23 protein-coding genes are annotated in these 20,826 nt (G+C 42.4%); 11 read left to right on the forward strand and 12 right to left on the reverse strand.

The features are described 5' to 3' along the window. Positions 1 to 70: 70 nt before the first annotated feature. The gene (locus AMR95_RS13130) at positions 71 to 2,347 is read left to right on the forward strand and encodes a glycosyltransferase (protein ID WP_058838520.1); all 2,277 of its coding nucleotides are present in this window, start codon (positions 71 to 73) and stop codon (positions 2,345 to 2,347) included. After that, positions 2,344 to 2,577, forward strand: a complete 234-nt coding sequence (locus tag AMR95_RS13135; RefSeq protein ID WP_058838521.1) for a DUF5970 family protein — start codon at positions 2,344 to 2,346, stop codon at positions 2,575 to 2,577. The genes AMR95_RS13130 and AMR95_RS13135 overlap by 4 nt, the downstream gene beginning before the upstream one ends. Positions 2,578 to 2,610: 33 nt before the next feature. On the opposite strand, the gene AMR95_RS13140 is transcribed toward AMR95_RS13135, so the two are convergent. Beyond that, entirely contained in the window at positions 2,611 to 3,420 is an 810-nt protein-coding gene (locus AMR95_RS13140; RefSeq protein ID WP_034281253.1) for an RsfA family transcriptional regulator, read from the reverse strand. Between the two features lie 242 nt (positions 3,421 to 3,662). On the opposite strand from AMR95_RS13140, the gene AMR95_RS13145 reads away from it, so the two are divergent. From AMR95_RS13145 to AMR95_RS13155, 3 genes are all read left to right on the forward strand, one after another. After that, complete coding sequence (locus AMR95_RS13145; RefSeq protein WP_003215259.1) at positions 3,663 to 3,884, forward strand: DUF1450 domain-containing protein; 222 nt, start codon at positions 3,663 to 3,665, stop codon at positions 3,882 to 3,884. 170 nt (positions 3,885 to 4,054) lie between these two features. After that, positions 4,055 to 5,356, forward strand: coding sequence for an HD domain-containing protein (locus tag AMR95_RS13150; RefSeq protein ID WP_007497716.1), 1,302 nt, complete (start codon positions 4,055 to 4,057; stop codon positions 5,354 to 5,356). Between the two features lie 30 nt (positions 5,357 to 5,386). Next, positions 5,387 to 5,887: a YwgA family protein gene (locus AMR95_RS13155; protein WP_058838522.1), complete on the forward strand. Its 501-nt coding sequence runs from the start codon at positions 5,387 to 5,389 to the stop codon at positions 5,885 to 5,887. Between the two features lie 92 nt (positions 5,888 to 5,979). Here the strand turns inward: AMR95_RS13155 and AMR95_RS13160 are convergent, their stop codons facing one another. The 8 genes from AMR95_RS13160 to ssuE are packed head-to-tail and all read right to left on the reverse strand — an operon-like array spanning position 5,980 to position 11,486. Further along, positions 5,980 to 6,723 (reverse strand): amino acid ABC transporter ATP-binding protein, encoded by a 744-nt coding sequence (locus AMR95_RS13160; RefSeq protein WP_058838523.1) that lies wholly within the window; start codon positions 6,721 to 6,723, stop codon positions 5,980 to 5,982. Further along, entirely contained in the window at positions 6,720 to 7,430 is a 711-nt protein-coding gene (locus tag AMR95_RS13165) for an ABC transporter permease subunit (protein ID WP_047202585.1), read from the reverse strand. The genes AMR95_RS13160 and AMR95_RS13165 overlap by 4 nt, the downstream gene beginning before the upstream one ends. Positions 7,431 to 7,446: 16 nt before the next feature. Further along, the gene (locus AMR95_RS13170) at positions 7,447 to 8,289 is read right to left on the reverse strand and encodes a transporter substrate-binding domain-containing protein (protein ID WP_058838524.1); all 843 of its coding nucleotides are present in this window, start codon (positions 8,287 to 8,289) and stop codon (positions 7,447 to 7,449) included. 17 nt (positions 8,290 to 8,306) lie between these two features. After that, a complete protein-coding gene (locus AMR95_RS13175) occupies positions 8,307 to 9,068 on the reverse strand; it encodes an amino acid ABC transporter permease (protein ID WP_058838525.1) in 762 nt (253 codons plus the stop codon). Between the two features lie 13 nt (positions 9,069 to 9,081). Next, positions 9,082 to 9,645: a GNAT family N-acetyltransferase gene (locus AMR95_RS13180; RefSeq protein WP_058838526.1), complete on the reverse strand. Its 564-nt coding sequence runs from the start codon at positions 9,643 to 9,645 to the stop codon at positions 9,082 to 9,084. Positions 9,646 to 9,671: 26 nt separating this feature from the next. After that, a complete protein-coding gene (locus tag AMR95_RS13185; protein WP_058838527.1) occupies positions 9,672 to 9,926 on the reverse strand; it encodes a glutaredoxin family protein in 255 nt (84 codons plus the stop codon). Continuing rightward, positions 9,926 to 10,951, reverse strand: a complete 1,026-nt coding sequence (locus AMR95_RS13190; protein ID WP_058838528.1) for an LLM class flavin-dependent oxidoreductase — start codon at positions 10,949 to 10,951, stop codon at positions 9,926 to 9,928. The genes AMR95_RS13185 and AMR95_RS13190 overlap by 1 nt, the downstream gene beginning before the upstream one ends. Next, positions 10,935 to 11,486, reverse strand: coding sequence for an NADPH-dependent FMN reductase (ssuE, locus tag AMR95_RS13195; RefSeq protein WP_058838529.1), 552 nt, complete (start codon positions 11,484 to 11,486; stop codon positions 10,935 to 10,937). Before ssuE ends, AMR95_RS13190 begins: the two co-directional genes overlap by 17 nt. A 150-nt stretch (positions 11,487 to 11,636) precedes the next feature. Between ssuE and AMR95_RS13200 the strand changes: the two genes are divergently transcribed. After that, entirely contained in the window at positions 11,637 to 12,527 is an 891-nt protein-coding gene (locus tag AMR95_RS13200; RefSeq protein ID WP_058838530.1) for a LysR family transcriptional regulator, read from the forward strand. A gap of 39 nt (positions 12,528 to 12,566) precedes the next feature. On the opposite strand, the gene AMR95_RS13205 is transcribed toward AMR95_RS13200, so the two are convergent. Then, on the reverse strand, positions 12,567 to 13,895 hold the full coding sequence (locus AMR95_RS13205) for an LLM class flavin-dependent oxidoreductase (protein WP_058838531.1): 1,329 nt from the start codon (positions 13,893 to 13,895) through the stop codon (positions 12,567 to 12,569). 373 nt (positions 13,896 to 14,268) lie between these two features. On the opposite strand from AMR95_RS13205, the gene AMR95_RS13210 reads away from it, so the two are divergent. Then, positions 14,269 to 15,081, forward strand: a complete 813-nt coding sequence (locus AMR95_RS13210; protein ID WP_058838532.1) for a zinc-dependent metalloprotease — start codon at positions 14,269 to 14,271, stop codon at positions 15,079 to 15,081. A 50-nt stretch (positions 15,082 to 15,131) separates the two neighbouring features. On the opposite strand, the gene AMR95_RS13215 is transcribed toward AMR95_RS13210, so the two are convergent. Next, the gene (locus AMR95_RS13215; protein WP_003214939.1) at positions 15,132 to 15,317 is read right to left on the reverse strand and encodes a 2-hydroxymuconate tautomerase; all 186 of its coding nucleotides are present in this window, start codon (positions 15,315 to 15,317) and stop codon (positions 15,132 to 15,134) included. 113 nt (positions 15,318 to 15,430) lie between these two features. On the opposite strand from AMR95_RS13215, the gene AMR95_RS13220 reads away from it, so the two are divergent. After that, positions 15,431 to 16,087, forward strand: a complete 657-nt coding sequence (locus tag AMR95_RS13220) for a site-2 protease family protein (RefSeq protein ID WP_371412193.1) — start codon at positions 15,431 to 15,433, stop codon at positions 16,085 to 16,087. 12 nt (positions 16,088 to 16,099) lie between these two features. Continuing rightward, complete coding sequence (locus tag AMR95_RS13225; RefSeq protein WP_058838534.1) at positions 16,100 to 16,618, forward strand: YwhD family protein; 519 nt, start codon at positions 16,100 to 16,102, stop codon at positions 16,616 to 16,618. Between the two features lie 125 nt (positions 16,619 to 16,743). On the opposite strand, the gene AMR95_RS13230 is transcribed toward AMR95_RS13225, so the two are convergent. Continuing rightward, positions 16,744 to 18,813 carry a transglycosylase domain-containing protein gene (locus AMR95_RS13230; RefSeq protein WP_058838535.1) on the reverse strand — a complete coding sequence of 690 codons (2,070 nt, stop codon included), beginning with the start codon at positions 18,811 to 18,813 and terminating at the stop codon, positions 16,744 to 16,746. Positions 18,814 to 19,037: 224 nt separating this feature from the next. Between AMR95_RS13230 and speE the strand changes: the two genes are divergently transcribed. Next, positions 19,038 to 19,868, forward strand: a complete 831-nt coding sequence (gene speE, locus AMR95_RS13235; RefSeq protein ID WP_003214614.1) for a spermidine synthase — start codon at positions 19,038 to 19,040, stop codon at positions 19,866 to 19,868. Between the two features lie 69 nt (positions 19,869 to 19,937). Continuing rightward, positions 19,938 to 20,810: an agmatinase gene (gene speB / locus AMR95_RS13240; protein ID WP_024423766.1), complete on the forward strand. Its 873-nt coding sequence runs from the start codon at positions 19,938 to 19,940 to the stop codon at positions 20,808 to 20,810. Positions 20,811 to 20,826: the final 16 nt, after the last annotated feature.

A 20,826-nucleotide genomic window follows, 5' to 3' on the forward strand; every position in this document is an offset into this window, starting at 1 on the left:
ATCCCCTCCTTTGTTATGAAATTTTATATATGTGATAGTCCTTTATGACATAAGAAAGAAGGAAAATGTATTGTCATTCATCACCACGTATTACCCGCTGTTTATGCTTTGTGTTTTGTCTTTGTTGTATGTGATGTATCGTATTCAGCCGATAGCCTCTGCGATTAAAAAAATCATCATTGTGCTCTGTGTGTTAACAAATGCCGCATATATTTGCTGGCGTCTCTTCTTTACACTGCCGCATGAAGGTACATTTAATATGATAATGGGCATCTTGCTTGTGGCCTGTGAATGTATTGGATTTTTACAGCTGCTTGTGTTTTATACACTTGTTTGGAAGCCTTCAAATCGGAAACAAGTCATGATCAGTGATCTTGAAAGGCTGCCAACAGTTGATATTTTCATAGCTACATATAATGAACCAATTGAAGTGCTAAGACGCACGGTTGCAGGTTGTTTGAATCTGTCTTATCCAAAAGGCAGCGTCCATATTTATTTATGTGATGATGGCAAGAGGGAGTCTGTAGAGCAGCTTGCTTCTGAGTTTGGTGTTCATTATCTGACAAGAACAGATAACAAGTTTGCTAAGGCGGGGAATTTAAACCATGCGATGTCTCAAACGAATGGGGAGTTGATTCTCACACTTGATGCTGATATGGTCCCGCTTCCTGCCTTTTTAGAAAAGACAGTGCCTTACTTTCATGATGGAGCGACTGCATTTGTTCAAGTTCCACAGGCGTTTTATAACGAAGATCCTTTCCAATATAATATGTTCTCGAAGGATCGAATTCCAAATGAGCAGGACTTCTTCATGCAAACCCTCCAAGCTGGTAAAGATCGATTCAATGCGGTCATGTATGTCGGGAGTAATACGGTATTTAGAAGAACAGCATTAGAGGAAATTGGCGGATTTGCTACTGGAGTGATTACAGAAGACATGGCGACAGGAATGCTTCTCCAAGGGAAGTTCAAATCTGTGTCTGTCGGAGAGGTATTAGCTGTCGGTCTGGCACCTGAAAGCTGGCTTGATCTGTTAAAGCAGCGAGACCGCTGGTCGAGAGGGAACATTCAGTGCGCCCGTAAGTTTAATCCATTGAAGGTTCGCGGCTTAACGCTTATGCAGCGCGTTCTTTATTTAGATGGCATTGTGTATTGGTTTAACGGTTTGTTTAAAATGATTTACATTCTTACACCGATATTGTTTTTATTATTTGGTATTCAAAGTTTCTGGGCAGATTTTCAGTCCATTTTCATGTTTTGGCTGCCGGCGTTCTTTAGTTCGTACTTAGCGTTTAAACTGGTGTCGAATCAAAAAAGAAGTATGTTTTGGAGTCATATTTACGAAAGCTCTATGGCATTCCACCTGGCTGGTGTGGCTTTAAGTGAGCTGTTTTTGAAGAAGAGGGTTGAATTTCTTGTCACACCGAAGGGAATTCAAACGGACAAGAGACATTTTCATTTGAAAACGATGATTCCTCATTTGATCTTCTTGCTCCTCTCATTGCTAGTCCTTGTGAAAATAGGATACGATATGAAGGTAAATGGGACGATGAATGCTGATCTCACGTTGATTAATATTTTTTGGGTACTTTATAACGGTGCAGGGCTGTTCATGGCACTTATTGTGGCGTTTGATCGTCCGCGTTATCGAAAATCAGAGCGGTTTGTCATTGAAAAAGAGGGGCATCTTCGTTCCGATCATCAAGATGAGTCGATTGCTTGTTTTCTACTAGATATGAGTGATTCAGGTGCGCGTCTATCCATTCCATTGGATCAAGCTTCTTCTCTAAATCAAGGACAAATGCAATTATTCTTTTCAGAGAATGAAAGTGTGGCATGTGATGTGGTCTGGAGTCATCCGGAGGGAGACAAGCTGATGGTTGGTGTGGCTTTTACTGACACAGAAAAATCACAGTACCTATCACTGATCCGCTTCTTATTCACACGAGAGCACGTATCGATAACGGATCGTGAGAAAAAATCCTATGCTGTTCGGACATTTCTCCGCTTTGTAAGAGAAACGGAGAAAGTACCAAAGGCTATTCGGCGCAAATGGATGAGAAGACCATTGCAAGGTGTGGCAGGCACGCTAGTCTATGAGGACCGGTTAGAAGAGAAGGTGCTGGTGAACATACATGATATTAGTTTATCTGGGTGTAAAATCGAGTCTGAAGCTTCAATTGAATTACATGACAAAGTGCTGATCACCATTGATACAGAATCTCTGACAGAGCAGCCGGCGATTGTGGTTTGGACATCACAAAAACGCGGCCGCACAATAGCCGGACTCAAGTTTGTTCAGCCTGAAATCAAGCAGATAGAAGAAAGAGAGGGAGTGGTTTCTTGAAATCCAAAAATGGCGGTTACCTCTATTTACTATGGCTTCCTGTCATCATGGGAGCCGGCTACGGCATTTCGCTTTTAGTGCCATTTCTTCAGCCTGTACTAACACTTGGCATCGCAGGTCTTTATATTTTTATGTTTGGTGATTTTCAAGTAAGGCAGGTCAAGTATATTTTTATGTTCGTGTTTTTGATCAATGTCCTTTTTAGTGTGATGCTATTTTTGGGCATTTAAAAAAGTGCTTCCCGAGGCGGGGAGCACTTTTTGTTATTCTGCCATTTTTTCGAGGTTGCCGTTCCGGTCCATTTTAAAGGTTGGTGCGGCACTATCGTCTTCTTCAAACAAAACTAGTTTTCTTGCACGGTTCATGATTTTGACGAGTGTTTCATAATCTTCTTGAATCGTGAGCTGATCCTTTTCAAGCTTTTTCACTTCAGCTTCTAGCTGCGAGACTTTATGAGAAAGCTCATTGTTTTCTCGTTTTAAGCGGCTGTTTTCCATACGTAAGGCAGTGGATTGCTGACCATCGCCTTCATAACGGCGTAAGAAATCAATGATATCGTCGATGGTTAATTCTTGATGCTGCCTAAATGGATTCGCTTCCGGCTTTTTCTCTGCGGTATTTGGGGCAGGAGAAGCCTGTGACAATAAATGTGATAAACTAGCTAACTCTTCATTGTAGCTTTGATCCACAAACTGAAGCTGTTCGGCAGTTTCAGCAGCTGGTGCAAATGTTTCTTCCTTTGCTGGCTCCAATTCCTGGGAGAATTCCTCCTGAGTGACCGTTTCTTCTACTTGCGGCTGATAAAGTAATCGTTTTTTCGCAGGCTGGCCATTGCCAAGTGCACGCATCCGTTGTTTTCGTTGTTTTTTGGCTAGTGCCAACGCTTTTTCATATTGATGCCTCACGACAGCGTTCCATCTAAATCCGCATGCTGCGGAGGTGCGGTTCAGCTTGTCTCCTACTTCTTCAAACGCATTTAGCTGCGTACTGCCCTCTCTGACGTGACGTAAGACGGTTTCTGCCAGGAGGAGATCATTTTCCTCTGACCAAGCATCTTGTCTTTGTTTTGACATGTGTTTAAACCCCCATATGATTTGATGGTATTAGATTAGCCAAGTTCAAGAAGGTTTATACAAGTTTGCTAAAAGGATAGTGGAAAATACTAGCTTTTATGTAAACGCGTCATTGGGGCGGCAAAGCGTCTTGCAAGTCCAGCCGCTTCGATGTACAATGTTGGGTGGTATATTATTCACGATTGGCTGTCCAACTGTTTCATATAGAATGAAGTATCATCATTGAAAGGAAGCGTAAGACCATGGCTAATGAGTTTCGCGTATGTGACGATTGTGATGCGACGAACCTAAAGACGTTATTGCCTCGACTCAAATCGGTTGACCCTGATGCAAAAATTGAGATAGGCTGTCAATCCTATTGTGGTCCAGGACGAAAAAAGGCTTTTGCGTTTGTGAACAATCGCCCATTATCCGCACCAACAGAAGATGAATTACTCGAAAAGGTTCAAAAAAAAGTCAAATAAATGTCACTGAATGTGTTCAGTCGACCTAAAAAGAGGTCCGTCCCTGTCAGGTCGGGCTTTTTACGTCCGTGCAATCTTTGAGAACACATTCACCAACAAATTCAAGGATGTTTTCGGGAAAAGTTACCCGATATAATAGAAACACGTCTTAAAAAAAGAGGGACGAAACGATGGCGTATCCAAAAGGTAAATTATCTGAGGAAAAGGTATTTAAAGATCCTGTGCACCGTTATGTTCATGTAAGGGACGCATTAATATGGGATTTAATAGGAACAAGAGAATTTCAGCGCCTGAGACGGATTAAACAGCTAGGAACTACTTATTTGACGTTTCATGGTGCAGAACACAGTCGATTCAATCATTCACTCGGTGTATACGAGATTGTGAGACGAATTGTGGATGATGTGTTTAAAGGGCGGCCTGAATGGGATGAAGGAGAGCGCGAGCTAGTACTTAGTGCAGCCTTGCTTCATGACCTAGGACATGGTCCATTTTCTCATTCCTTTGAAAAGGTCTTCCACTTAGACCATGAATCGTTTACAAGAGATATTATTTTAGGGCAGACGGAAGTCAATGAAGTGCTCCGCCGGGTGAGTGATGATTTCCCGAAGCATGTGGCTGAAGTGATTGCCAAGACGTATCAAAACAAACAGGTGGTTAGTTTGATCTCAAGTCAAATCGATGCCGACCGAATGGACTATTTGCAGCGTGATGCTTATTATACTGGCGTCAGCTACGGCCACTTTGATATGGAACGTATTTTACGTGTGATGCGCCCGAGAGAAGATCAGATTGTGATGAAGCAGAGCGGGATGCATGCGGTAGAAGATTATATTATGAGCCGCTATCAAATGTACTGGCAAGTCTATTTCCACCCAGTGACACGCAGTGCTGAAGTCATTTTAACGAAAATCCTTCATCGTGCAAAAGAGCTGCATGAAACGGGTTATATTTTTACACATGCCCCAGTTCATTTTTACTCAATTTTTGAGGGAAATGTCACCACAGAGGACTATATTAAGCTGGATGAATCCATTGTTTTATTTTATTTTCAGGCGTGGGAAGACGAAGAAGATCACGTGCTGGCCGATTTGTGCCGCCGTTTTATGAACCGCCGATTGTTCCAATATACAGAGTTTAATCCAAATGAAGAAATGACGAAATATTTCAAGCTGACCGCCTTGTTTAAGGAGGCAGGAATTGATCCTGACTACTATTTAGTGGTCGACTCATCTTCTGACTTGCCCTATGACTTTTATAGACCAGGGGAGGAAGAAGAGAGGCTGCCAATTCACCTTTTGACGCAAAGTGGTCATATTAAAGAACTGTCGAGACAGTCAGATATTGTTGACGCCATTTCCGGTAAACGAAGAACCGATCATAAACTTTATTTCCCGATGGACTTAATTGTAGATATGTCGGAAAAAGCTGAAGAAAAGAAGGCGATCATGAAGCTGCTTGGTTTGGGATAAAGAAGTACTGAAAAAGGAGATGTCGGGAATTTGTTGAAAGAGCATGCAAAGTTGATGAAGGTATTCTCTGAATCAGGGGAAATCGTTGGACGGAAGAAGCTGCAAAAGATGATTTACATAGCAAAAAAGCTAAATTTGCCATTTTACGAGAAATACGATTTTCATTTTTATGGCCCCTATTCAGAGGAGTTGACGCTCAGAATTGAAGAGCTGTGCAACCTTGGATTCTTGGACGAAATGAAGGAAAAAAAGGGCGGATACTATCAATATCGCTATTCGCTGACGGACAATGGGAAAGAGTTTCTCGATCAATGTGAAGTGGACATGCCTGACCTCAAAGTGCTGACGCAGCAGATGAACGAGCAATCGTCCCGTTTCCTGGAGCTTGTCTCAACGATTTTATATTTTGATGACCTGCCAGAAGATGAGATAAAGGAAAAGGTCTTCACCATTAAAAGCAAGCAGCGCTATACGGACGAAGAATTTGAGGCTGCCCTTGCTTATATTGATCAGTTGAAGGAATTGAACTAACGAGAAGAACCAGTATGTGATGGCTGATGGCTAGAACAGACTGGTTTTTATTTTGCACAGAAACAAGCCGACCGCATGGATCGACTTGAATTTTATGAATGGTGATATGAGAATCTTGCTAAAAATTGTTTTGTACGTTCTTCTTTCGTCTGTTCAAAGACTTCTTCCGGCGTACCTGATTCGACGATGACCCCATCCTCCATGAAAATCACCCTGTCAGCAATATCATAGGCAAAGCTCATCTCGTGGGTGACGATGATCATGGTGACCCCGGTTTGTGCTACCTGTTTAATGACATCAAGCGTTTCTCCTACAAGTTCTGGATCTAATGCAGAGGTCGGTTCGTCGAATAAAATGACTTCTGGATTCAAAGCCAGTGCCCGTGCAATGCCGACTCGCTGCTGCTGTCCGCCGGATAATTGATGCGGATAGGCATCCTTTTTCTCTAGTAATCCGACCTTTGTGATTAATTGGAGAGCTGTGTCATAGGCTTGATCTTTTGGTTGTTTACGGGCAATGACTAAACCTTCCATGACGTTTTCAAGTGCTGTTTTATGAAGAAATAGATCGTATTGCTGAAAGACCATGGCGGTTTTTCTGCGAAGTGCGAGAATGTCTTTAGGCTTTGCTTGATTGAACTTGACGGTCGTGTGATCAATGCTGATTTCTCCTTGATCTGCACGCTCAAGAAAATTCAAGCATCGCAGAAAGGTTGATTTTCCAGAACCGCTCGGACCTAAAATGACGACCACTTCGCCTCTTTCTACCGTTAAATCAATTCCTCTCAGAATCTGATTTTTACCGAACGCTTTATGCACCTGTTTGATATCAATCATGCCAATCGTCTCCTTTTGTTTTTGTGTCCATATTTCTCATATCCGGCTGTAATGGCTTCGATTGAGGCACACAGGGCCCAGTAGATCAGGGCAACGGCGATGTATGCTTCAAGATAACGATAGTTCACATTGGCTTTAATTAAAGCGCCGTTTAAAATATCGACCACAGACACCATAGAAACGAGAGAAGAGGCTTTGATTAAACTGATCAGCATGTTGTTCAGCATTGGAAGGGAGATGGGAAAGACTTGCGGTATGATGACCCTTCTTAAAACCTGTCTGCTGGTGAAACCAACGGATAGAGCAGCATCGAATTGTCCCTTTGGAATAGATGCAAGAGAGCTTCGAAATATTTCAGATAACCCGCTTACGGCATATAAAGTAAGGGCGAAAATGGCAATCCATCGTCTGTCCAAATCACTGAAACGAATCTGAAGAGAAAGAGATGCAGCCAAATGGTCCAGTGAATCGGAAAAAAGCAGATAAGATACGAGCAAAATCAGGACAACCGGAATTGCTTTAAAAATAGCCACAAACCATTTAAACAAAGGAGACAATACAGGCACCTGATAAAAACGGATAAGGGCAATACCAAATCCAAAGACAGAGCCAAATAGTAGCGGGAGAAAGCCTAATAGCAGTGTCGTTGGCAAATAATGAAGTGCGGCTATAAAGGCCTGTAGCATAAAGGCAACATCAAAATCCACTCAGATCGCTCCTTTCTTATGATGTAGTAAAGTCTCCGCCCAATATTTTCTTAGACAATTCAGCGAGCTTGCCGTTATCGATTAGTTTTTGTAATGCTTGATCAATGTCTTTTTGAAGTTTCGTATTGTTTTTTTGATAAAGATAATACGTTTTAGATACGTTTACAGGCTTTCCAGAGGTGACTAGATTGGCATTAAATTGTTTGTTTAGCTTGTTGACGTCATACTTTGTGAGCAGGGCCGCATCGACTGTGCCATTTTGAAGATTTTTGACGAGAATCTCGTTCCCGCCATCTCCGTAGACAATGTCAATTTTCTGATCATGCTTTTTGTTATATTGCTCAAGAAGATAAGCAAAATTACTTCCTGTAGAGGTGTGCACTTTGTGTCCAGCCAAATCGTCAAGGCTTTGAAAATCATGACCGGAGGCTTTATCAACAACCACATAGCTTGTATAATCTGTGTAGCCAACTTTTCCAAATAGATATTTCTTCTGGCGCTCATCATTGATTTCATATTGATGGGCAGCGAGATCTACTTTACCAGCATCTAAAGCGGGCAGAATATTTTTAAATTCGAAGGATTCATATTTAAACTTATATTGTGGAAGCAACTGATCCACTTCATCTAATACAGCCTTCTCATAGCCTGTTAGTTGACCGTTTTCATCTAAGTAAACGAAAGGCTGATAAGCGTTCCCTGTGCCAACGATGATTTCTTTCGCATCTGGATCATTATTCGCTGCTTCCGCTTTGTTTCCACTCGATTGTTCTGCATTTCCGCAGGCAGCAAGCAGCAGTGAGCCGAGTGTAAGCAGACCGATGATGTAATGTTTTTTGAATTGTTTGTTATTTTTCATGTGAAATCCTCCTCGTTTTACTTCGCACGCTTTTCGACTGTGAAAGCTGTTTCGGGTCTTTTTAAGGAAACGAATGTCGTCTGACGCTGCTTCCTTGTTTTCGGTGTATTGATCTGTTTTTCCAATAGGTCAAACGCTTTTTCCAGCAGCAGACTTAAAATGATAAATATAACGGCAGCAATAAAGTATCCTTCTAAAACGCGATAGTATAAAGCCCCTAATGTTTGGACCTTTCCTATAATATCCATCACGCCCAGTGTGAAGGCGAGGGAGGTATTTTGTAATAAGTTGACAATAGCCACGCCAATATTCGGGAGCGCGATTCTCCCTGCTTGAGGAATGAGTGTCCTTCTATAAATCTGCCATTTCGTCATTCCAATCGAGGCAGCCGCTTCATATTGAGATGCTGGGACACTCGATAAGGCTGATCGGAATATTTCTGAAAAGTAGGCAGCTGTATTGAGTCCATATGTAATATAAAGAAAGATCAATTTGTTCCACATGGAGATATCAAGGCCAATTGCTGCGAGCACACCTGGCAGACCATAAAAGACAATAAACATTTGAACCAGGATAGGCGTTCCGCGAATAAAAGAGACATAGACTGCACTGAGTTGGTGCAGAACAGGAATGCGCTCAATTCGAAAATAAGCAAGGATGAATCCAAGAAAGCCGCCAATCAAAGTGGCAAATAAAACAATCAGCAAGGTCGTTGGAAGGGCTGATAACACTTTAGGAAAGAGAGTGACCACGTACTCCCATTTGAAAAACTCACCCACGTTGAATCACCTCCTATGTAGAAGTCGTTTCGACTTTTTCTTCTGCGGGTGGTGTCCCTAGAATGTCTGGATCAAAGCGCTCAGGGATAAGCACTTTATACATCAAAACACCTAAATCTCCATTTTCAGCCTCGCGTTCAATATATTTTGTATATCCTTTTCGTTCGTACATCTCTAAAAGCCAAGGGTGTTTCCGGCCAGAAGTGCCCAGTGTATATGCAGGCGCTTTATATGTCTGCCGAAGCAAGGTGTTTTCTACATAATCGAGCAGCTTATTTCCAATCCCTTGACCGGCTAAATCAGGAGCTGTCGCAAACCACCAAACAAATGGATAGCCTGAGACCGGCTCAGTGCTTTCCCAAGGAAAACGTATGGTGATGGTAGATATGAGCCGGCCGTCTCGTTCTAATACAACGGCAGCGGACTGTTTAATGTTTTCTGTGACCATTTCCAGTGTGGCGTTCGTGGATGGCCAATCGATGCCCATTTCACCAAGCGGTTTAAATGCACTGGACAGCAATTCTAAAAAAGCTGGTGCATCTTCTTCGGTAGCGATGCGAAAAATATCTCGACTCATGACAAACCTCCATTCAAAATGTAATGTCAGATTAACGCTTTTCTTAAAGTCTCGATATCTGGATTCAGCAATGCTTGATACACATTGGAATCTTGACTGATCTCAACTACAGGCACATAACGGACACCGTATTTTGCTTCTAAAATGTTTCTGTAATCGTCATGCTCTGTGACATCAATCGTTGAAAAAGGAATCTGTTGTTCGTTGAAGTAGGATTGAATGTCCTTGCAATAACTGCATCCATTTTTGCTCCATAAAATGATTTTTTGACTATTTGACATTAGACGTTCACCTCTTGATTGATTGGTTTTTGGTTTGTTTGTTCTTGATCAAGTGCTTTTTTTAATAAAGTAATAGACGTGATCCTTTTATCAATATCTACGATCGGCGACAGCACGATGAATTCATCGATATCGTAAGACTCGGATAGCTCAGTCAGCCTGTGATGAACGGTTTCTTTTGTGCCGGCGGTGTAGCCTGTTTTTTGTACGTGAATGTTGTAGTGTTCCTTCTCCGTTTCTTTCACCAGTTTTTCTGCATCCTCTAACGATGTGACATTCAGCTTTCTTCCATCGGAAAAGGAGACCTTTACTGTTTCCTTTTGTTTGATGTGCGAGAGTGCTTGTTCGTGATCTTCAGCTACAGAAACGGTGATGGCAAGAAGGAACTGCTGGTGGGTGCCCGCTTTCTGATATGTTTGGAAGGTCTCTCTTGCTTCTTTTAATAAGGCTTCATCTCCATTAATAAAGAAGGCAAACACAAAGGAGATACCAAGTTTTGCTGCGAATTCAGCACTCTCCGTACTTCCCCCTAAAAGGAAGATGTCAGGTGATATGCGCGGGATGGGCTGAGCATTCAAGTCATTTGTGTGTTCCGTCAGATAGGTGTTGAGATCCACTAATTTTTGAGAAAAATCCTTCCGTGATGCCTGATAATCTTCCTGAAGAGCTTGTGTCGATAGGTTCAGTCCTCCCGGTGCTTTCCCAACACCTAAATCGACCCTTCCAGGCGCTAATGATGCCAGGACGTGAAATGTTTCAGCCACCTTAAACGGACTGTAATGCTGAAGCATGACACCGCCAGACCCAATGCGTATGTTGTTTGTTTTTGCTAAGAGATAGCCGGCAAGAGCTTCAGGGGAAGAACCTGCTACTTGAGGGTTATTGTGATGTTCAGACACCCAAAACCTGTGATAGCCAAGCTGATCCGCTGCTTCAGCCAATCTGACAGTATGCTGAATGCCCGTCTCTGCGTTCTCGTTTTCACCGACAAGGCTTTGATCAAGAATACTAAGGGTGAACGACATTGGCTGTTCCTCCTATCAGACTTTGATATTGAGATAATGCGAGGTTTAACCTGTTTGTGGCATCTGAATCAAGTAAATAATCACCTGATTCCTGCTTTGTGACCTGTTGATCCACGACATACACGCCAGATTGAACAACCGTTGCACCAAGTTGATGAATAATCGGTTTAAGAGCATATTCAATGACGAGCAGGTGACCATAGGTTCCTCCTAAAACGAACGGAAGGACGGGTTTTCCTTGTAACGCTTTCTGTGGAAGTAAATCTAAAAACGTTTTTAAAATACCGGAAAATGACGCTTTGTAGACAGGCGTTAACATAATGACACCGTCACTCTCATTCACAAGTTCAATGGCCTTGACAACCTCCTCGTTTGAAAAGTCCGCACGTGTTAGTGCGCTGCTAGGCAGCTGGTGAACTTGAATGATATGTACATCGATTCCATTGATCGTTAAATGCTGCTGAACATGCTGCAGTACACCGGTTAATCGAGATTGGACGGAATGTCCGCCTGCTATAATCGTTACTTTCGTCAATTCGTCTCCTCCATTTCACATAATTCCTTCTAAACAACTTGGAATAGTTGATAATATAAATTATAATAAGGCAAACCAATTGAAAAGTATAATTAGTAATCATAAATACACGATTCAGTTATTTAAAATATAGAGAAAAGAGGGGTTTTTATGGAGATTCGTGCGATCCGCACCTTTGCCACCATCGTGAAATATGGGAATTTTTTAAAAGCAGCAGAAGCACTGAATTATTCTCAGCCAACCATTACCTTGCACATCAAACATTTAGAAGAGGAAATTGGAGAGAAGCTTCTAGAGAGAGGGAAGACCTTAAAGTTAACAGCATCAGGACAGCTTTTTTATGAAAGAGCCAATTCTTTACTCAATGAATATGAGAAACTGACGAAAACGCTCCAAGATTTAGAAGTGGGCATTGCGGGATTAATTCGCATCGGTGTTTCTGAGCCTACTGCCAGTTTAGAATTCCCGGCGCTTCTTGCAGAATTCAAGGAAAGGTTTCCGAATGTAGAATTTTCTGTGCAAGTAGCAGATGCGAATACACTGAGTTCCTTGCTTTCCCATGATGAGATTGATTTTGCGATTTGCGGCGCACCAGAAGCTTCGATGGAAAATAGCTATAAGCCTCTTTTTCAAGATGATATCGTGCTACTGGTCCCATCTTCCCATCGATTGGCAGAAAAAGAGGCAGTGGAGGTAACTGATTTAGAAAATGAGACTATACTATTCACACCTCACAATTGCCCCATCCGTATCCAAATTGAACAACAAATCGTCGATGTCATTGGGACAAATTACAAGAAATTAGAGATTACTAGCAGCATGTCCCATAAACACTATGTTCAGGCGGGCTTAGGAGTATCTCTGTTTACACGAACGGCTCATTCTTTTACACTCCCCGGTACGAAGGTATTAGAAATAAAGGGCATTCAAGTTTCCCCGCCAGTTGGTCTATTGAGGAAAACAAATGATACGCCTGGAAGAGCTGTGCTCCAGTTCATTGATCTCATTGAAAATCGATTGCACCAGCACCAACCATCATAAAAAGAGGGGTTAGCCTTTATGCTAGCCCCTCTTTCAAGTTTATTTCACTGTTTGTTTCAGAAATTGATTCTTCTTAATGGGCAGGCCTAAGTTTTCGCGAAGGGTATGAGCTGGATAATTTGGATCGTAATATCCTCTTTCGACTAATATCGGAATGACGTGCTCCGTCCATTCGGATAAACCACTAGCTAAAATCGGAGCACCAAAAATAAATCCATCTGCGGCATCCTCTTCGATCCATTGAATTAATTTGTCAGCTACTTGTTCGTAAGTGCCGAAAAAGGCACTTTTAGGCGTGGTCACTTGTAAAGCGACTTCTCTTAAGGTCAGGTTTTGTTCTTTGGCCATTTTCTTAATGGAATCTGTTGTGGATTGGAAGCTGTTTGACCCAGCGTCACCTATATCCGGAAAAGGTCCATCAAGCGGGAATTGACTGAAGTCCAAGTGGTCAAAGAATCGGCCCAGATAATGCAGAGCTTCTTCAATAGAGACTAGATGTTTAATGGCTTCATATTTTTCTTCTGCTTCTTCGACTGTTCTTCCTGTAATCGGGTGGATGCCAGGGAATATTTTGATATCGGATGGTTTTCGCCCAAACGCTTCGGCTCTATTTTTCACGTCGCGGTAATAGGCTTTTGCCTTTTCAAGTGAATCGGCATTTGTAAATACAGCGTCTGCTTCTTTTGCGGCTAAATCTTTTCCTGCATCTGAAGCGCCTGCCTGAAAAATTACGGGCTGCCCTTGTTCAGAGCGTTCAATATTTAAAGGACCTTTGACAGAAAAGTGTTTTCCATGATGGTTTAAAGTGTGCAATTTATCTCGATCGAAGAAAACCCCCGTTGAACGATCCCTTACAAAAGCATCTTCTTCCCATGAGCTCCAAAGCCCGTTCACTACATGTAAGTACTCTTCTGCAATTTCATATCGAAGTGAGTGGCTTGGGTGCGAACGGATGATGTGATTTTCAGCAGAGCCCTCTAATGGGGAAGTCACAACATTCCAGCCTGCCCGGCCTTTACTTAATTTGTCCAAGGAAGCAAATTGTCTGGCAATGGTAAAGGGCTCACTGTATGAAGTGGATACAGTACCCACAAGTCCAATCTGTTTGGTGACTGTGGCAAGCGCAGATAAGATGGTTAATGGTTCAAATCGATTCAAGAAATGAGGAATTGAATGTTCGTGGATATATAAACCATCTGCAACAAAAACAAAACGGAAACCCGCTGATTCTGCCTTTTTTGTCATCGCTTGATAATAATCAATGTTAACACTTGCATCTGCTGGAACCGATTCATCCTTCCATGCATTCATGTGACCCCCTGGGCCATGTAACATTAATCCAAATTGTATGTGCTTTTTTCCAGTCATGCCGATCGTCCCTTCTGTTTGAGGTAGCAATGTTTTATGTTCTTCATCATAAGGCAGAACCGCAGAGAAGTATAATTGGTATCAGTAAAGTGTGACTTTATCTTTTCTAATATCATTTTTTGTTTCTTTTAGATGTGTCGTTAGGTCCATGATATGATTTCTTGAAAAACATGGATGTTTACTAAGTAAATGACCCAGACCAAAAGCGCTATTTTTCGATGAAATGTGTGTCAAAATATCTGAAAAATTAGTGAAAATGACGTAATTCGACTTTTTTCCTGTGCATCTAATTCCCTGTTTTTGACTGAAGAGAAGGAAAATGGTGAATTTTCAGTGAATATATAACTTTGTGAAAAACAAAGGAGGGATAGGAATGAAAAAGCGTTCAGTCTTTTTGTCATTTTTATTGGTAGGTAGTTTGTTACCGGGAGTAAGTTCAGCTTCAGCACCAGTAGCGAGTGCTGGTCATGGGCATGATCATGGTCATGCGCCGTTCGAAACCCACATTGGTGAGGGGTTGCCAAAGGCAAACAGTTTTAAAGATTTGACGGCAGCACCTCCAATTGAACGAGATGTGACAACAAAGGTATTAGATGAGTCTGGTAAGCAGGTAGGCTCGAGAACCTTTAAGGCCAATACAGGAGATTCAATTTCAACAAAAGCAAGTACAGGCAGTCAGAAGGTCACTGTCTATGCGGTTGCTGATGCGCAGTATCGTGCGAAATATAGTGACTGGCAAACACGGATTGTCAACATCATCGAGCAAGCAGATGTCACGTTTAACCGTGATCATGATGTGGACTTTGTCGTACAAGCAGTAGGATCTTGGACGTCTTCGGGATCAAATTCATCACAAATTCTTTCCAACCTTGCGCGCAGCTTTGATGGCAGAGGATACGACTTTGTCACTGGATTTACAGCAAATCCAAACTTTGATGCTGGCGGAATCGCTTATGTCTACAATAGTGCACCAAGCGGAAGTGCATTCGCCGTGAACCTTGACCAAGGAACAGCGAATACAGCAAAAGCGGCTACACATGAATACGGCCATAACTTTGGCTTACCGCATGACCCTCAAGGAAGCGGCATTGTCTGCTTAATGAATTATGATTATTCCTACACAGTTGACTACTTTGATGCGGCTCATAAAAATCAAGTGAACCGTAATAAAGCTTGGTACAGATAAGAAAGAAGACAAAAGGACAAACACCTTATGGGTTTGTCCTTTTTATATGCTTACAGGTCGCTCATTCGCTTTCCTGCTACGGCATAGTGTTCTTTTTTCATTTCTTCAATAATGACAGAGACTTTTTCTGCACCTGCGCCTGTTGTTTCCACAACGGCATCAGTGACTTTCTCCACAAGAGCTCTTTTCTGCTCGTCTGTTCTTCCTTCAAGCATTTGTACGGTGACAATCGGCATGGCGAAAACCTCCTTTTTCCTTTAATGCTACGCTTCCCTTTAGTTTAAGGGACTTCTTATAGTATACTGAATGAAGTAAATCATTGTATAGAAAGAAAGAGGGATTCATGCCTTTGAACCAATTTCTTGTTTATCCATTAGAACTTATTCCATATGTCGCCATTACGCTTGTTGTTGCATTTACGATGCACGAGCTGGCGCATGCATATGTTGCGTACCGTTTCGGAGACCCAACGGCTAAAAATCAAGGGAGACTGACGTTAAATCCACTGAAGCATCTCGATATTTTCGGGACGATTTTGATCTTTGTGGCCGGGTTTGGCTGGGCGAGACCTGTACCAGTGAATCGTTACCATTTTAAAAAACCGCGTTTAGCAGGGATTTGTGTCTCTATTGCTGGACCATTAAGTAACTTAGTGCTGGCGTTTTTGGGCTTTCTTGTGTATGTGCTTCTTCAGAAGTTTGGCGGGGAATGGATCATGCGTTTTGAGCCGGGAGTCGATTATTTCTTCCAGATCTTTATTAACTTAAACGTCATCTTGTTCCTATTTAACTTATTGCCGCTTCCGCCGCTTGATGGATATCGTATCATTGAGGACGTCGTCAGTCCTAGTATTCGTGCGAAAATGACGCAATTTGAACAATATGGGATCATTATTTTTCTCATATTCGTGATCACACCGCTGGGTCAGTTTGTGTTTGGTCCATTGATCGGAATGCGGGATCAAATCATATACTGGTTTAATCTTATTTTGAAGCCGCTGCTTTAGGAGGTTTAATGAATGGAAGGTAAAAAGAAGAAACCAATTGGTTTTAACATCATTAAAAAAACAGATGCAACCGACGGACATGGAGGCTTTGGGGCAGGTGCCCTCAGTCTTGATAATATCTCGCCAGTCATCATTGATGTAGAGGAAAAGGAAGCTGTCATTGATATTGGTGCCATGCATGCAAGAAGTGCCGTCGAAAAAGGAATTAAATTTTTGAAAACAAAAGAAGAGGTGCCGAACGGAAAGCCTTATTGGCTCGTATGGGTGACGATTGACCGCAGAGAAGAAGGGCCTTATTATGCAGGTGTGACGGCTTGTGAAATGACCGTTGACCGTTCGATTCGCCGCGGGTATAAGTCACTTCCAGAGCATGTGAATTTAATGGATAAATCGATGAAGCGAAAAATCGTCGTGAGTCATATGGATGACGTATCCAAAAAGGTGCTGGCTGATTTCTTAAAAGGTCATAATGAAGCACTATGGGACGCATCGACAGATGAATTAAAAGAAGGATTGTCTGTCCCTGAATAATTGTGAAATTTTTGTGAAGAATGGCGGATCACTACCAAATCCATCCGTTTTTTGAGTAAACTGGTGTTAAAGCTAGGACATGGAGAATCCCGAGATGCAGATCTCGGGGTTTTTCATGTCTTTTTTTAACGTTTCAGCCACTTTTCCCACCATTTCTTTGGCTTTTGATCTTGAACTGGTTCCTGCTCAGAGGCTTTGTCCTCAGCGCCATAGCAGATACCTGTCGGCTCTGTTCCTTCTATAAAATAAGTAAACACCTTTGATTCACAACCTGGCCCTGCGAGGTCGCCAGTTTTTGGATTGATATATACCCCTTTGACACCATCTGGCGGCATGAAGGAGGAGGCTGGCTGCTTCGATAGGGCTGATTCCATAAAGGAAGCCCATATTTTTTTCGCATAGGCCGTTTCTTCGACTGAATCAATGGTGCGGCCTTTATCATAGCCTGTCCATACACCTGTGACGAGCTGGGGAGAGAAGCCGATCATCCAGCTGTCGGCTCCTGTTGTCCCGGATTTTCCTCCGTATGTTCGTGTAAGGTCCTTTATAATGGTGCGGCCAGTGACACTTGTATAGCCGTTTAATTGATCGTTGAACATTCCTGACATCATATCGGTGGTGACAAAGGCTGCTTTTTCATCGAGGATTTGTTCTCGTTTTTGTTTCTCTTCAAAAAGCACATTGCCTTTTGCGTCGGTTACTTTCGTAATAAAGGTTGGTTTGACGCGTTTTCCGCCATTGACGAGCATGGCGTAAGCATTGGTCATTTCAATGGGTTTCACAGGAGACGTGCCTAGAGCAAGAGATGGTACTTGGTCTAGTTTCTCCTTGATTCCAAATGTCTTGCCAGCACGTACAAGCTGTTCCATTCCTAAAAATAGATGGGTCTTTACAGCGTAAATATTATCAGACAGCGCTAAAGCTTGTAGCATTGTAATGCCGTCATTGGCGTAATAGCCGTGATAATTGCTTGGTGAATAAGCCGCACCGCTGCCTTGATCATCCAGTTCAAACACCGTTTCCTCACTGCGCATAACGGTTGCGGGTGTAAACCCGTTTTGCAAGGCAATGTAATAAAGAAGGGGTTTCATGGTTGAACCGGGCTGCCTTTTTGCTTGTGTCACCCGGTTGAATGGACTTTTCTCATAATCTCTCCCACCTATGAGGGCAAGTACATGGCCTGTTTGAGGATGGATGGCGGCAAAGCCAATTTGGATATCTGATTTGGAATCCATCGTGTTTTTTAACGTCTTTTCTGCGATTTTCTGTAATCTTGGATTAAGGGTCGTTTGGATATGAAGTCCATAGGTTTCGATCTGTTCCTCTGTTAACCCCAAGCTTTGTTTCAACTCTCGAATCACATCGTCATAAAAATATGGGGCTTGCTTTGCTTGCAGCTGCTTCTTCTGCAAAGGGCGATAGGACAGCTTTTCTTTCGCAGCGTCATCGGCTGCTTTTTTCGTAATCATGCCATCCTCTTGCATTTGTCTCAAAATCATATTCTTTCTTGCGCCGGCTTTCTCCTCATTCACATAAGGGGAATAGAGAGAAGGCCCCTTTGGGATACCGGCAAGAAGGGCAGATTCAGCGAGGGTTAAGTTCTTTGCTTTTTTTCCGAAATACAGACGTGACGCTGCTTCCACACCGTACGCTCCGTGACCATAATAAATGGTGTTCAAGTATCCTTCTAAAATCTCATCTTTTGTATAGTTTTGCTCTAAACGAATCGTGTAAAAGGCTTCATTCCACTTCCGCTTCCACGTTTTATCATGATCTAAATACAGATTTCGTGCATACTGCTGGGTGATCGTGCTGGCACCTTGTACCTTAGCCATGGCACGAATATCGGCCACCGCAGCACCTGCCATCCGTTTTACATCAAAGCCATGATGCTCATAAAAGGTTTTATCCTCAACAGCCACAACAGCCTGTCTCATATGAGGAGACATATCCTTTAATGGCACCCAATATCTCTTTTCTCCAAAGCTGGATTCTCCAAGCTTTGAGCCATCGGCTGCATAAATGGTCGTGGATTGGGGAACTTGAACAGAAGGGGCACCTTGCCATTTAGCTATTAATAGAATCGTCAAAAAGACAGTGCCTGCAAATAGAAAAGCGAGCAAGCCGATAAAAAAACAGGCTCGAATCGTTTTCACGGTCATGCGGATTTTTTTATTACTCATGATTGTGTCCATGCAAAGCCCCCATTTTGACGGTTTTTTATCAGTATGGAACAAAGAAAACCGTTTTAAACAAGCGATTGCAGGAGCACTTTAAAAAATGAAGAGAACTCAAGCGGTTCTTTACAATTTGATATGAATCCACTATACTTTTTTCTTGGACAATCGATATAGTCAAAGCCGATAAAAGGCGCTAACAATAGATGTTTGTTTATTATTGGATGAGAGGAAGATGAACAATGAGCGAACTTTGGTATACAGAGAAGCAAACGAAGAATTTTGGTATTACATTGAAGGTGAACAAAACCCTTCACACAGAACAAACAGACTTTCAGCATTTAGAAATGGTGGAAACAGAAGAGTTTGGCAATATGCTGTTTTTAGACGGCATGGTGATGACATCTGAGAAAGATGAGTTTGTATACCACGAAATGGTGGCTCATGTTCCTCTTTTCACTCATCCAAACCCGGAAAATGTTCTTGTCGTAGGCGGAGGAGACGGCGGTGTTATTCGTGAGATTCTCAAACACCCAAGTGTGAAAAAAGCGACACTTGTTGATATTGACGGAAAGGTCATCGAATACTCGAAAAAATTCCTTCCTTCTATTGCTGGGAAATTAGACGATCCTCGTGTAGATGTCAAAGTCGGAGACGGTTTTATGCACATTGCTGAAGCTGACAACGAGTATGATGTGATCATGGTGGACTCAACTGAGCCAGTTGGACCAGCAGTGAACCTATTCTCTAAAGGATTTTACGCAGGAATCTCAAAGGCACTCAAAGAAGACGGTATTTTCGTTGCACAAACGGACAACCCTTGGTTCACACCTGAGCTGATTACAAATGTACAGCGTGATGTAAAAGAAATTTTTCCAATTACGAAGCTTTACACAGCGAATATTCCAACGTATCCAAGCGGTCTTTGGACATTCACCATCGGTTCTAAAAAATATGATCCACTTGCTGTAGAAGACAGCCGCTTCTTTGATATTGATACGAAATATTACACAAAAGAATTGCACAAAGCGGCATTCGTTCTGCCGAAATTTGTGAGCGACTTAATCAAATAAATCAAGCGAAATGGAAATGCGCAAATGACAGTTTGCGCATTTTTTGAAGCGTAAAAGGAGGAATCTTGCATGAGATTCGACGAGGCTTATTCAGGAAAAGTGTTTATTGGAAGTCATCCGACATGGGAAGATGCAAAGGTCATTTTATACGGCATGCCGATGGACTGGACAGTTAGCTACCGCCCAGGTTCACGTTTCGGTCCGAACCGCATTCGTGAAGTATCGATCGGTTTAGAGGAATACAGCCCTTATTTAGATCGTGAGCTGCACGAGGTGCCATTCTTCGATGCGGGGGACATTCCGCTTCCGTTTGGGAATGCACAAAAGAGCTTAGATTTAATTGAAGAGTATGTCGACAGCATTTTAGAAAAAGGAAAGTTTCCATTAGGAATGGGCGGCGAGCATCTCGTGTCTTGGCCGGTTTTCCGTGCGATGTATAAGAAATACCCTGATTTGGCGATCATCCATATGGACGCACATACAGATCTTCGTGAGGAATATGAGGGTGAGCCGCTTTCACATTCAACACCGATTCGTAAAGTTGCAGGACTGATTGGACCTGAAAATGTATTTTCTTTCGGCATCCGTTCTGGGATGAAAGAAGAATTTGAATGGGCAAAAGAAGCGGGTATGCACATTTCTAAATTTGAAGTGCTGGAGCCATTGAAGCAAGTATTGCCAAAGCTAAAAGGGCGTCCAGTATATGTGACGATCGATATTGATGTACTTGACCCAGCCCATGCACCTGGTACAGGTACGGTAGATGCTGGCGGTATTACATCAAAAGAGCTGCTTGCATCCATTCATGCGATTGCAGGATCTGACGTCCAAGTAGTCGGGGCAGACCTAGTCGAGGTAGCACCTGTATATGATCATTCTGACCAAACAGCGAATACAGCGAGTAAGCTTTTACGCGAAATGCTGCTTGGATTTGTGAAATAAAAAAACCTGTCCAATT

It is taken from the genome of Bacillus sp. G1(2015b) (genome assembly GCF_001482475.1).
In the GTDB taxonomy this organism is placed as follows: Bacteria; Bacillota; Bacilli; order Bacillales; family Bacillaceae; genus Bacillus; species Bacillus safensis.

What these genes read in the sequence shown, in the direction of transcription:
- AMR95_RS13140 (WP_034281253.1), bottom strand. Translation starts at nt 3,420, where the DNA reads ATGTCAAAACAAAGACAAGATGCTTGGTCAGAGGAAAATGATCTCCTC.
- AMR95_RS13145 (WP_003215259.1), top strand. Translation starts at nt 3,663, where the DNA reads ATGGCTAATGAGTTTCGCGTATGTGACGATTGTGATGCGACGAACCTA.
- AMR95_RS13150 (WP_007497716.1), top strand. Translation starts at nt 4,055, where the DNA reads ATGGCGTATCCAAAAGGTAAATTATCTGAGGAAAAGGTATTTAAAGAT.
- AMR95_RS13160 (WP_058838523.1), bottom strand. Translation starts at nt 6,723, where the DNA reads ATGATTGATATCAAACAGGTGCATAAAGCGTTCGGTAAAAATCAGATT.
- AMR95_RS13170 (WP_058838524.1), bottom strand. Translation starts at nt 8,289, where the DNA reads ATGAAAAATAACAAACAATTCAAAAAACATTACATCATCGGTCTGCTT.
- AMR95_RS13180 (WP_058838526.1), bottom strand. Translation starts at nt 9,645, where the DNA reads ATGAGTCGAGATATTTTTCGCATCGCTACCGAAGAAGATGCACCAGCT.
- AMR95_RS13185 (WP_058838527.1), bottom strand. Translation starts at nt 9,926, where the DNA reads ATGTCAAATAGTCAAAAAATCATTTTATGGAGCAAAAATGGATGCAGT.
- AMR95_RS13190 (WP_058838528.1), bottom strand. Translation starts at nt 10,951, where the DNA reads ATGTCGTTCACCCTTAGTATTCTTGATCAAAGCCTTGTCGGTGAAAAC.
- AMR95_RS13200 (WP_058838530.1), top strand. Translation starts at nt 11,637, where the DNA reads ATGGAGATTCGTGCGATCCGCACCTTTGCCACCATCGTGAAATATGGG.
- AMR95_RS13205 (WP_058838531.1), bottom strand. Translation starts at nt 13,895, where the DNA reads ATGACTGGAAAAAAGCACATACAATTTGGATTAATGTTACATGGCCCA.
- AMR95_RS13210 (WP_058838532.1), top strand. Translation starts at nt 14,269, where the DNA reads ATGAAAAAGCGTTCAGTCTTTTTGTCATTTTTATTGGTAGGTAGTTTG.
- AMR95_RS13215 (WP_003214939.1), bottom strand. Translation starts at nt 15,317, where the DNA reads ATGCCGATTGTCACCGTACAAATGCTTGAAGGAAGAACAGACGAGCAG.
- AMR95_RS13225 (WP_058838534.1), top strand. Translation starts at nt 16,100, where the DNA reads ATGGAAGGTAAAAAGAAGAAACCAATTGGTTTTAACATCATTAAAAAA.
- AMR95_RS13230 (WP_058838535.1), bottom strand. Translation starts at nt 18,813, where the DNA reads ATGGACACAATCATGAGTAATAAAAAAATCCGCATGACCGTGAAAACG.
- speE (WP_003214614.1), top strand. Translation starts at nt 19,038, where the DNA reads ATGAGCGAACTTTGGTATACAGAGAAGCAAACGAAGAATTTTGGTATT.
- speB (WP_024423766.1), top strand. Translation starts at nt 19,938, where the DNA reads ATGAGATTCGACGAGGCTTATTCAGGAAAAGTGTTTATTGGAAGTCAT.